Source organism: Thioclava sp. GXIMD4216 (assembly GCF_037949285.1).
Lineage (GTDB): Bacteria > Pseudomonadota > Alphaproteobacteria > Rhodobacterales > Rhodobacteraceae > Thioclava > Thioclava litoralis.
The window spans coordinates 1,909,201-1,921,367 of sequence record NZ_CP149926.1; the positions used below are offsets into that span (position 1 = coordinate 1,909,201).

Genomic DNA, 12,167 nt, shown 5'->3' on the forward strand with positions numbered 1-12,167 from the left:
CGACCCTGTACTGGAAGGACCCTTATGATGGCCGATACATCCCTAATTTCCGAACTCCAATCCATCGTCGGCCATCGTCATGTCCTGACCGATCCCCGCGCAACCGAACGGTTCCGGCAGGGATACCGTTCGGGCGAAGGCGAGGCGCTGGCCGTTGTCCGCCCCGGCAGCGTGCTGGAACAGTGGAAGGTGATTCAGGCCTGCGTGAAGGCCGATAAAATCATCATCATGCAATCCTCGAATACCGGCCTGACCGAAGGTTCGACCCCCAAGGGTAGCTATGACCGCGAGGTGGTGATCATCTCGACGCGGCGGATGGACCGTGTGCACCTGCTGGATGACGGGCGGCAGGTGGTCGCCCTGCCGGGGGCGACGCTGTTCCGTCTGGAAAAGGCGCTGGACCCGAAAGGCCGCGACCCGCATTCGGTGATCGGCTCCAGCTGTATCGGGGCCTCGGTGATTGGCGGCGTGTGCAACAACTCCGGCGGCGCGCTGGTCGAACGCGGCCCGTCCTACACGGAAATGGCGCTTTTCGCCCAGCTTGATGCCGAAGGAAATTTACACCTTATTAATCACTTAGGGATCGACCTTGGCACGACACCTGAAGAGATTCTGACCCGTGTCGAGAAGGGCGACTGGGGCGCGATCGACCATGAAGGCAATCGCCATGCCTCCGATCAGGGCTATGCCGAGCGCGTCCGCGATATCGAAGCTGACACCCCCGCGCGGTTCAATGCCGATCCGGGGCGGCTCTATGAAGCCTCGGGCTGTGCGGGAAAACTTGCGGTTTTCGCCGTGCGTCTGGACAGTTTCGCGCGCCCGGCACGGCAGAAGACATTCTATATCGGCACCAATTCGACCGAAACGCTGACAAAACTGCGGCGGATCATCCTCAAAGACTTCCCCGTGCTGCCGATCTCCGGCGAATATATGCACCGCGATGCCTATGATATCACCGAGAAATACGGCAAGGATACGGTGCTGGCCATCGACAAGCTGGGCACCGACCGCCTGCCGCAATTCTTCGCGCTGAAAGGGGCCATTGACGGGCGGCTGAACCGCTTCGGCCCCACCCGCCACCTGACCGACAAATTCCTGCAACTTGTCGCCAATCTCTGGCCCGCGATCCTGCCCAAGCGCCTGACCGAATATCGCCACCGCTTCGAGCACCATCTGATCCTTAAGATGCGCGATGAGGGGATCGAGGCGGCACAGAAAACGCTCTCCGAACTCTGCGACGGCAAGGATGCGGATTTCTTCGAATGCGATGCCCGCGAGACGAAAATCGCCGGTCTGCACCGCTTTGCGGCAGCGGGTGCGGCTGTGCGGTATATGGCCCTGCATGAAAAGGACGTGGCCGATATCCTGCCGCTCGACATCGCCCTGCGCCGCAATGACGAGGACTGGTTCGAGCATCTGCCCCCCGAACTGGATGCCCAGATCGAGCACAAGCTCTATTACGGGCATTTCTTCTGCCATGTCCTGCATCAGGACTATGTCGTGAAGAAGGGCGTGGATTCTCACGCGCTGAAAGCCAAGATGCTGGAAATCCTCGACCAACGGGGCGCAGAATATCCGGCAGAGCACAATGTCGGGCATCTCTACAAAGCCAAACCCGCTCTGGCCGCGCATTATTGCGACTGCGACCCGACCAACAGCTTCAATCCCGGTCTGGGCAAGCAATCGCGCAACAAACATTATCACTGACCGTTACCGGTCCTTTCCCGTCAACAGGCCCCATCCGTGGGGCCTGTTCACGTTTCGGGGGACAAGCCGGAACGGACGAAACGCTTTCCCTCACCCCCCAGAGAGACAAAAACCGGAGGCGGGACGGCCTCCGGTTTTCATGTTCCGGTCCAGATCTTGCAGCCCTTACGGAGGCGTCCCCCCAGCAGAGCCGCGCGGCTCAGCGGGCGTCCCCACCACCATCCGCATCGGCATCCTCGAACCCTTCACCGGGCATCGGCTGCCCAAGATCATGCGGCGTCTCGTTCTCTTTCAGCTTGGCCTCGCGGCGGCTATGGCCTTCCTCCTCCGTGTCACGCCAACGCGCCGGCCGGTCCTCGTAGCGCCCCGAAAGCGCCTCGGGGTTGCGCAGCCAGAGATCGCGCTGCGCGAAGGGAATCTCGATTCCCTCACGGGTAAAGCGGGCGGCAATCTGGTGGTTCACCTCGGACATCACGCGCAGCTTGAAATTCACATCCGACAGGATCATCCGGATTTCGAAATTCAGGCTATCGGCCCCGAACCCCACGAACACCACATTGGGCGCGGGGTCCATCATCACTGTCGGCTGGTCCTCGGCGATCTCCATCAGGAGTTTCTCGATCCTGCGGGTATCGGTGCCATAGGCCACGCCCACCGGCACGATCAGCCGCCCCGTCATATTGCCGCGCGTCCAGTTGGTCACCTGACCCGAAATCAGATCGGCATTGGGCACGATCACTTCGGTCCGGTCGAAGGTCTCGATACGCGTCGAACGCACCGAGATCGCCTTGACGACCCCCATCTGCGTGCCGACCTCGATCCAGTCGCCTTCCGAAATCGGGCGTTCGATCAGCAAGATGATCCCCGAGACAAAGTTCTGCACGATGGTCTGCAGACCAAAGCCCACCCCCACCGACAATGCCCCCGCCACGATGGCAAGCGAGCTGAGGTCGATCCCCGCAGAAGAGATCGCCACCAGAGCCGCGAGGAAAATACCGATATAGCCGATGCCCGACAGGATCGCGTTCTGCCCGCCCTTATCGATATTGGTCTTGGGCAGGATGGTGCTGCGCAGGGCCGCCTGCACCCCACGGGTGATCGCATAGCCGATGGCAAAAACGATGGCCAACACAAGGAAGATGCTCGGAGAAATCCGCACCCCGCCCATATCGAACCCGTTGCTGAACGTGGTCCAGACCTCGCTCAGGTCTTCCACCCTTGCGCCCCAGTTCAGCGCCAGAACCGGCAGCGCCAGCAACACCAGCACAAACCCCATCAGAATCGGCACAAGACTGTCGCGCCCGTCATCCTCGCGCTTGGTCAGCACCACATAGACCTCGGCGACAAAGCGCTGCAGGGTCAGCACCAGCCCCGCAAGGAACAGCGATTTGATCATCGGCCAGATCAGCTGGTTGGCCGCATTGACATAGCCGATCGCCCCCAGAAGCGGGCCGACAACCGCCACAACGATCACCGCATTGCCGATCAGCAGGATCAGGCTGTCACCGAAGGCACGGTCAACCGACTGCTTGTCTTCATTGCGCACATGGCGGCGCAGCACCGCCCCCGTGCGGAACAGCGCAAGCCCCGCCAAGATCTGCAACGGCAGGGTCAGCGCCGCCAGCGCCGCATCAAGCTGTGTGGCCGCTGTGCTGGCCGCATCCGCCGTTGCAGAGCTGACCGAGGCGCGGGTCAGCGCCATCGCCTGTTCGACAACCCAATGGCCGAACGGATCCCACAGGGCCTGCAGGAAGCCCATCGACACCACCAGCAGGCGCCCTTCCGCGCGGCGTTCGCTGAGCAGGTTGAACGGGCTGGCCTGCCGGTCATTCCACGGGAACAACCGCCCCGCCAGCCATGCCGAGAACAGCGTGACGGTGGCCACGCCCGCCAGAACACGCAGGAAATCCTGCCATGTCGCGCCGAACAGTCCCGAAATCTGCAGCGCCTGCAACAGCAGCACGATCCCGCCCAGCGGCACAAGGATCTGCCCCACCGAGACGATCATCTCGATCACCATCCGCGCCCGCATGGAAGACCGGCCCAGCAGCCATTGCGACAGATCCTCCATCCAGCGCCGCCCGCGCCCCAGCAGCACCAGGGCCACGAGCACAAGACCGGCAATTACCGGACCATTCTCGCGCAGTTCCTCGAAGCGGGTGGTGCCCTCAAGCTGGGCCTTGCTTTCCTCATACAGCTTGCCCGTCAACTGCCCTGCCACTTTCAGCGCCGAGGCCCAGTTGACCGGATTGAGCGGCGACGGCGACAGCCGCAGCAGCTTGTCCGTCGACCGGCTGCGCAGCTCGCTATCAAGCGAGCGGATCAGCCCGTCGGCGCGTGTGGCCGCCTCGGTGGCGGTGATCGACGGGGCCTGCAATTTGGAAAGCTGATCATTCAGGTCACTGCGGCGTTTGGCAATGGCCGCGTCTTCGCTGTCGCCTTCGGCAGGTGCCGGACCCAAAGCTTCAATCTGGTCGCGTATCGTCTTGATCTGGCTGGCATTCGTGTCACGGGCGGCATTGAATTTATCGCGCCATGTGACCAGCGTTGCCCGCAGATCTTCCAGATCCTGTTCGCTGATCTGCGCCGTATCCTGATTGATTGAGGTCTGGGCAGATGCGGCAAATTTTTCCCATGATTTATAATCAGGGGCAGTTTGGTCCTGCGCCCAGACCATGCCTGCGACCAAAAGGAAGAAGACGGTGGCGGTAGCGCGCAGGACCTGTTGTATCATCCCTCGAAAACCTCGGGCATCGCTGCGGGGGCGCGGTCCAGCCATTCGGGAACCGGCAGGGATTTCTCTTTGAGGAATTCGGGATTGAACAGCTTGGACTGGTAGCGGTTGCCATAGTCGCACAGGATCGTGACGATCCGGTGGCCCGGCCCCATCTCTTTCGCCATGCGGATCGCACCGGCGATATTGACGCCGGAAGACCCGCCAAGGCACAGCCCCTCTTCCTGCAGCAGATCGAAGATGATCGGCAGGGCTTCGTCATCATGCACGTTATAGGACATATCCGGCGTGAACCCGTCGAGATTTGCGGTGATGCGCCCCTGACCGATGCCCTCGGTGATCGACGAGCCCTCGGCTTTCAATTCGCCTGTGGTGTAGAAGCTGTGCAGCGAAGCGCCATCGGGATCGGCAAGGCCGATCTTCACGCCCTTGGGCTGCAACGCCATGCCCGTGCCCGCAAAAGTACCGCCCGAGCCGACCGAACAGATAAAGCCATCCACACGGCCCCCCGTCTGGTCCCAGATTTCCGGACCGGTGGTCTGGATATGGGCCTCGCGGTTGGCGGTATTGTCGAACTGGTTGGCCCAGATCACCCCGTTGGGGTCGGTCTTGGCCAGCGCCTCGGCCAGACGGCGCGAGTAATGGACATAGTTATTGGGGTTCTTGTAGGGGGCGGCAGGCACCTGCACCAGCTCGGCACCTGCAAGGCGGATCATGTCTTTCTTTTCCTGAGACTGGGTCTCGGGGATCACGATCACGGTCTTGAACCCCATCGAGGCCCCGACCAGTGCCAGACCGATGCCGGTATTGCCCGCCGTGCCTTCCACAATCGTGCCACCCGGCTTGAGCTGGCCGCGTGCGACCGCATCCCGGATGATAAATAGCGCCGCGCGGTCTTTCACCGATTGGCCGGGGTTCAGGAATTCGGCCTTCCCCAAGATCTCACAGCCGGTCAGCTCGGAAGCTTTTTTCAGCTTGATCAGGGGCGTATTCCCTACCGCCTGTGCCAGATCCTCGCATACTCTCATGATCTTCTCCAATCGATTGCAGCGCCACTTGTCGGCCCCAGACTTAGGACGGGCGATTGGCGGCCTCAAGTCATATTCGTCGCGCAAGCGGGCCCTCAAGCCGAATTTAGGCGAAAATTCTCGCGCGAAATCGGCAATTTGCAAAACGCGCGTTCGTGGTCCTTGCAAAAGGCGGACCGCCGTCAAGGCCGCTTTGCCAAAGCTGTGTAAATGTCCTTATCCCCCCGTGCTCCCTCCCGTGCGTGGCCCCCGAACGTAGCCCGCATGCAGGGACGGGCAGCAGCCCCCCCCTTGCACGGGCCTCGGGCTTGGCCGCCGCGTCCGGACGGCATCGCCCTAGGCTTGGCCGAATTCGGCGCGCAGGGCATCGCGGTGGCGGATCAGGGCCTGCGCGCAGATCACGACCATCGAATTGTTCAGCTCGCCCGCGTCCAGAAGCGCCACCATCTCGTCGAAGCTGACCAGATGCGGACGGATATCCTCGCCCTCCTCCGCCAGCCCCCCCGGCGCGGCGGCATCATCCGTCAGGTCAGCGATCCCGATATAGCTATAGACATATTCGCTTTTGGCACCGGGAGAGGAATAATACTGCGCGGCAGGCACCAGCTTGCGCAGGCCCAGATGCGCCTCTTCCTGCGCCTCGCGCAAGGCGGTCTGCTCGGGGGTTTCCAGCGGATCGACACGGCCCGCAATCGCCTCGAGAAGCCACGGATTGCCATCGCCGCGCGCCATAGGCCCCACGCGGAACTGTTCGATCAGCAGCACCCTGTCGCGTACCGGATCATAGGGCAGCACCACCGCCGCATCGCAGGACACGAAAACCGCGCGCTCCATCGGGGCGGACAGCGCACCCGAGAATTTGCGGAATTGTAGCCGGTAATCCTCGACCGAGAAGAACTTGGCATAGGGCATACGCCGGTCGGACACGACGATATCGCCGCGTTCCGCACTGCGCCGGAGTGTGGCGGGGCCGGTCTCGCGGGCGCGCACGCGCGCCGCAGCCCGCACCATCATGGCCTCGCGGCGATCATAGATCTGGTCGAAATCCAGATCCTGCAGGCTGGCCATCGTATCCTCGACAGCCTCGGTCGCCAGCTCGCCCCAAGTCTCGGCCCAGTCGGCAAGGTCCCATGCGCCGCCCGTCTGCCACGCGCCCTCGTCCGGCAAAAAGACCTGCGCCCGAACCGTGCCGCCAATTCCATCGGCACTGACATCGCAGGCATGCAGGCAATATCCGCCCTCATAGGCGTAAAGGCGGGCATCCTCTTCGGGAGTTTCGGTATCGATCAGAATACCGGGAACGCCCAGATCCGAGGGCACCAGAATGGGAAAGGGCAGGTCTTCGCCATTGCGGCGCGCCACGCGCGGCTCGTAGCCATCCAGAAAAGCGGGGCGCATATTCGGCATCCGGCCCAGAACGCGTTCCAGCAAGGGCGGATAGCTAAGGGTTCCGTAGAAGAAATACGTTTTGGTCACGCGATCACCTTATCAAGTCTTGCCAGCCGGAGGGGCGTGGCCTGCCGGACCGAGGGTTAGGACCAGGGTCAGGGCCAGCGCCGCTGTGTCAGCCATGTCAAGATAGCAGCGGTAACGCAACCCACAATGACCATGCCAAGCATGTCAACAGAAAGTAATTCCCCCGCAGCCCGCAACCCGAAGCTGAGACCATCCAGCAAAGCGCCGAAAACATTGGTGCTTTTGACCATATGCGCATGACGGAACATATCGAGTGCGCCCAGATAGACCACCGTCATCGCTGCCAGATAAAGCGCCATCCGCAGCCCCGCCAGCACGGTCCGGTAGGGCGTGCGTAGCGTTTCGCGGCCCAGCCCGTACCAGCCGCCCAGAAGCCCCGTCAGCCCAAGCACCGGCACATATCCCTTGGTCACAGTGGACACGGGCAGCAGGCCAAGCGCCGCTTCGGCACAGGCCCAAGCCACCCCCCCCAGCGCGAGCGCGGCAACCGCCCGCGAGGCGGTTGGCATCCGCGCCCTTGCATTGTCATAGCCGATACGCTGCATCGCGCCCCCCTGCCCGTCACCAAGATCGGCAGCACCATCGCGCAGGAATATGTCCAAAATTGGAAAGGCGCGGGAAAGCCTAGCCTTTTTTATGCCTCTCATAGGCCGCAAGCGCCTTTTCGCGCCCTTCTTTCAGATCCACCAGCCGCGGCGGATAACGGTCATCCGCAGACATCCGCCATGATTTCGGGATCGCATCGAAATATTGCAGCGCCGTTTTGCCGGGCTGCGGCTGTCCTTCGGCGATCCAGGCGCGGCGGTAGCGGCCATCGGGGTCGAATTTCTGGGCCTGCGTCTCGGGATTGAACACGCGGAAATAGGGCGCGGCATCGGGGCCGCAGCCCGCCACCCATTGCCAACCCATCGCATTCGAGGCGGGATCCCAATCGGTCAGGCAGTCCTCGAACCAGCGCAGCCCCACCCGCCAATCGGTCATCAGATGCTTGGTGAGGTAAGAGGCCACGATCATCCGCGCACGGTTATGCATCTGGCCGGTGACGAACATCTCGCGCATCGCGGCATCCACGAAGGGCTCGCCCGTACGACCGCGCCGCCACGCCTCGGCATCGTTATTGTCGCGCCGCCAGCCGAAGCCGTTCCACTCGGCCCGCCAGTTCTCGTGATCGAGCGTGGGGAAATGATAGAGCAGATGCCATGCGAATTCGCGCCAGACGAGTTCCTTCAGAAAGGTCTCGGCCCCCGCGCTACCGGCTTCCATACGCGCCCAGCCGCTATGCCAGAGGCTGCGCGGGCTGATCTCGCCATAGGTCAGATTCTCCGACAGGTTCGAGGTGCCCTTCTGGTCGACCTGATCGCGGGCAGTCTTATAGCCGTCAATCTTGTTCCCGAAGAAAGAGGCCATGCGCCCTTGGGCCGAGGCCTCGCCAATGCAGGCATGTTCCGCCAGCACAGGCCCCCCGCGCCGCATCTGCGCCCCCATCTGCCATGAAGCCAGAGCCTCGCTGTCCGGCCATGTCTCGGGCGCGGCCAGCGCGCGCACCGTGTCACAGGGGGTGTCCACCCCGCGTCCCTTCACGGCATTCCAATAGGGGGTGTAGACCTTGTAGGGCTCGCCCTTGCCGGTGGCGACATCCCACGGCTCGAACATCAGATGGCCCTTATGGCTATGCGCCCCGATGCCGCTCTCCCTCAAAGCCGCCTTCACCGCCCTGTCGCGCGCAATCGAGGCCGGATCATAGGCGCGCGACCAGTGCACCTGCGTGGCCCCCGTCTCCTGCACCAGCCCCTGCAGGACCTCCAGCGCCGCCCCCTTGCGCAGGATCAGACGGCTGCCGATCTCCTCAAGCCGTGCCGCGAAACTGGCGATGGCCTCCCCCCAGCGCCATTTGGCCGCAGCCCCCGTTCCGGCCACGATCTCGTCATGGATGAAGACGCAGATCACGGGAGCGCCAGTTTTTTCGGCAGCCACCATCGCCGGATGATCATGCAGACGGAAATCGCGTCTGAGCCATAGAATAACCGGTTTCAACCCCATGAATCCCTCCGTCAAGCCATTGAAAGGGCTAAATAGCTGGCAAATGACCCACGTCCAGCCCCCAAACCCGCTCACGACGCGGCACGGCGATGTGAAAATCCCTCTTGTCGCGTCGGGCGCTGCGTTTTAGCGTCGGGGGAGAACACATAAAACAGGGACTTCCATGAAACATTTCACCTCTCTGCTCGCAGGCGCGGCCTGTCTGATCGGTCTGCAGGCACAGGCTGAAAGCCCCGATCTTCTGGTCTTTGACTGGTCGGGCTTTGAAGTGCCGGGCCTGTTTGCGCAATATGCCCAGAAATATGGCGCCGGCCCCAGCTATACCTTCTACGGCGACGACGACGAGGCCTACCAGAAGCTTGCCTCGGGCTTCAAAGCCGATGTGGCCCATCCCTGTTCGCAGATGGTGTCGAAATATCGCGATGCCGGTCTGATCGAGCCGTGGGACGTCTCGCGCATTCCCGCCTTCAAGGATATCGACCCGAAATTCCTCAATTCCAAGATCTTCAAGGATGATCAGGGCGTGTGGTATATCCCCACCGACTGGGGCGCGACCGCCATCGCCTATAATCCCGAGAAAGTGCCTGCCGAGGATGTGGCCTCTCTGGATGTCTTCCTGAACCCGAAATATCAGGGCCGTATCTCGCTGCCCGACAGCTCGGATGATGTCTGGGCGCTGGCCTATCTGGCCACCGGCGTGTCGGACTGGACCAATGTGACCGAAGACCAGTTCCAGGCAGCGGCGGCATGGCTGCGCAAAGCCCACCAGAATGTGCAATCCTACTGGACCGACCCTTCGGAACAGGCCCAGACCATGGCGTCGGGCGAAGTGCTCATTTCGTGGTCGTGGAATGATGGCGTGACCTATCTCAAGGCCGATGGCTATCCGGTGGCCTTCCAGCGCGCCCCGAAAGAAGGCTCGTCCACCTTCTTCTGCGGCTATGTCAACCTCAAGGATGGCCCCGGTTCGGAAGATCAGGCCTATGACTTCATCAATTCGTGGCTGGCCCCCGCGGCAGCCCCTGCCCTGATGGAGGCCATCGGATATGGCCATACCAACGTCAAGGCGATGGAGCAGTTCTCGAAAGAGGATCTGGATGCCGCAGGTCTTGGCCATGTCGATGCCCCGATCCTTGCCCAGACCCCCAATGACCCGCAGATGCGCGAACGTCAGCTGGCGGAGTTCGAAAAGATCAAGGCCGGGTTCTGATCCCACCCTTGCAAGCCCGCGAAAGCCGCCCCGCCGAGGGCGGCTTTTTTTATGGGCTGTATGGAGGCCCCTTTTCAGATCCCGGGGCGTGGCTTTGATGTCATATATCAGAAAAATCGGATATGAACGTAACGCTCTGCCCGCGGATTAACGATCTGTTAACCACTACACGCAACAGTTGTTGTGTTAACTATACCCAATGAGGCGCAGGTCTCGTGATACAGAGTAGGCAGTTCGGTGACATATGGGTTCAAAATCGCGATTATGCCGGAATCCGGTGGCATAGATACGCCTGTGATGGGCGGGATCAACCAGCCCGGCTACGGTCAGAGAAGCCGGTTTGAAAGCCTGCGCAGCGCCGAGCTTAAAAACAGATCAGTCGAAGCGATTATTCGCGCCGAAACCACCCATGCCAAGGTTCTGGCCGATACGCTGCATGCCCAGATGCGCACCGTCGAGATGTGGCAGACCCATCTCGACCGGTTGCTCCGCCGCCGTGAAATCTCGCAAAACGAGACACTCTGCCCGATCCTCGAAAGCGAGATCCGGAAAATCTCGGCGCGGCTGGAAAAGGCGGTGGACCGGCTCAAGCTCGCGCAGGATGCGATTGCCACACATGGGCCTGATATTGCAGCACGAATTGAACACTGGCGCGCAATGGCCAGCCCCGAGGTATAAAAACCCCTTTCCTTCCGCCACCACGCGGCCCAGATAGGCGATATGATACTCGATATTGCCATCCTCGCCTTCGCCGCCGCTATGGGCCTGTTCATGTTCTGGCCGAGGATGCGCGCGCGCCCCGGATGGCGGGCAATGATCACGCCGCTGGCCTCGATCATCGGTTCGGGCTTTCTGGTTCTGGGACCGATCCTTCAGGTCCGTTATGGCTGGCTGGCCCCAGCGGTCATGGCCGCGCTTTGCCTTCTTGCATGGGCCTTCGGCAGCGCGATCCGTCACAATATCGCCTGCCTCGAACACGAGACGGCCCCCGCGCATGGCATTCGCGGGCTTGAAACCCTGTCTTCGGTGGCGCTCGGGGTCGCCTATGTGATCTCTGTCGCCTATTACCTCAATCTTTTCGGGGCTTTCGCCGTGTCGCTGACCCCGTGGGACACCAGCCTGAACGCCAAAATCGTGACCACGGTGGTGTTTGTGGTGATTGCGGCGGCGGGCCTGTCGGGCGGGTTCAAACGGCTCGAGCGGATGGAATATGCCAGTGTCTCGCTGAAACTGGCCATCATTGCGGGACTGCTGCTGGGGCTGGCGGTCTATTTCCTGTCGGAGACCTCGAAAGGCACGCTCTATCTGCTGCCGCCCGATCTGGGGCCGCTGGAAGCGGTCCGGTTGGGCTTTGGTCTGATTGTCACCGTGCAGGGCTTCGAGACCGCCCGCTATATGGGGCGCAACTATGATGCCCCGACCCGCATCCGTGCGATGAAGCTGGCGCAATGGCTCTCGGCGGGGATCTATATGGTGTATATCGTGCTTCTGGCCTATGTCTTCCCGCCCGGCGAGATGAAGCTGACCGAAACCGCCATTATCGAAATGATGCGGGTGGTCGCACCGATCCTGCCGGTCATGCTGGTGGCCGCAGCACTTGCGGCGCAGTTTTCGGCGGCGGTGGCCGATACCGGCGGCGCGGGCGGGCTGGCCGCAGAGCTGAGCCATAACCGCCTGCGTCCGGGCCTTGCCTATGTCATGCTGGTGGCCCTTGGCATCGCGCTGACATGGACGGTCGATCTGTTCGCGATCATCTCCTATGCCTCGCGCGCCTTTGCGGCCTATTACGCACTCCAGTCGGCCTTGGCGGCGCTGCGGGCCCAAGGCGGGCAACGCCTGCGCTATGCGGGGCTTGCGGTGCTGGGCGCGGCGATCGCGATTTTCGGGATATCTGCCGAAGGATAAGGCCACATTCGCGTGAACATCCGTGCTAAGGGTGTGAAACGCTCCGTGTCATCCCCATGTCACCCGA

9 protein-coding genes are annotated in these 12,167 nt (G+C 62.0%); 4 read left to right on the top strand and 5 right to left on the bottom strand.

What is annotated here, in order from left to right; all coding sequences use genetic code 11:
- Window positions 1-27 precede the first annotated feature (27 nt).
- Window positions 28-1,707, top strand: a complete 1,680-nt coding sequence (gene dld / locus WDB88_RS09440; RefSeq protein WP_339107417.1) for a D-lactate dehydrogenase — start codon at window positions 28-30, stop codon at window positions 1,705-1,707.
- A 199-nt stretch (window positions 1,708-1,906) separates the two neighbouring features.
- Here the strand turns inward: dld and WDB88_RS09445 are convergent, their stop codons facing one another.
- The 5 genes from WDB88_RS09445 to WDB88_RS09465 form a co-directional block, all read right to left on the bottom strand.
- Window positions 1,907-4,441 (bottom strand): DUF3772 domain-containing protein, encoded by a 2,535-nt coding sequence (locus WDB88_RS09445; protein ID WP_339107418.1) that lies wholly within the window; start codon window positions 4,439-4,441, stop codon window positions 1,907-1,909.
- Window positions 4,438-5,469: a cysteine synthase A gene (locus tag WDB88_RS09450; protein WP_339107419.1), complete on the bottom strand. Its 1,032-nt coding sequence runs from the start codon at window positions 5,467-5,469 to the stop codon at window positions 4,438-4,440. Before WDB88_RS09450 ends, WDB88_RS09445 begins: the two co-directional genes overlap by 4 nt.
- A 336-nt stretch (window positions 5,470-5,805) precedes the next feature.
- Entirely contained in the window at window positions 5,806-6,945 is a 1,140-nt protein-coding gene (locus tag WDB88_RS09455) for an NUDIX domain-containing protein (RefSeq protein WP_339107420.1), read from the bottom strand.
- Window positions 6,946-7,013: 68 nt separating this feature from the next.
- Window positions 7,014-7,547, bottom strand: a complete 534-nt coding sequence (locus WDB88_RS09460; protein WP_339107421.1) for a TrgA family protein — start codon at window positions 7,545-7,547, stop codon at window positions 7,014-7,016.
- A 22-nt stretch (window positions 7,548-7,569) separates the two neighbouring features.
- On the bottom strand, window positions 7,570-8,985 hold the full coding sequence (locus WDB88_RS09465; protein ID WP_339107422.1) for a deoxyribodipyrimidine photo-lyase: 1,416 nt from the start codon (window positions 8,983-8,985) through the stop codon (window positions 7,570-7,572).
- A gap of 163 nt (window positions 8,986-9,148) precedes the next feature.
- On the opposite strand from WDB88_RS09465, the gene WDB88_RS09470 reads away from it, so the two are divergent.
- The 3 genes from WDB88_RS09470 to WDB88_RS09480 all read left to right on the top strand — a co-directional run bounded on the left by WDB88_RS09470 (window position 9,149) and on the right by WDB88_RS09480 (window position 12,100).
- The gene (locus WDB88_RS09470) at window positions 9,149-10,195 is read left to right on the top strand and encodes an extracellular solute-binding protein (RefSeq protein WP_339107423.1); all 1,047 of its coding nucleotides are present in this window, start codon (window positions 9,149-9,151) and stop codon (window positions 10,193-10,195) included.
- 237 nt (window positions 10,196-10,432) lie between these two features.
- The gene (locus tag WDB88_RS09475; protein WP_339107424.1) at window positions 10,433-10,873 is read left to right on the top strand and encodes a hypothetical protein; all 441 of its coding nucleotides are present in this window, start codon (window positions 10,433-10,435) and stop codon (window positions 10,871-10,873) included.
- Window positions 10,874-10,915: 42 nt separating this feature from the next.
- Window positions 10,916-12,100: a hypothetical protein gene (locus WDB88_RS09480; protein ID WP_339107425.1), complete on the top strand. Its 1,185-nt coding sequence runs from the start codon at window positions 10,916-10,918 to the stop codon at window positions 12,098-12,100.
- The last annotated feature ends 67 nt before the right edge of the window (window positions 12,101-12,167 follow it).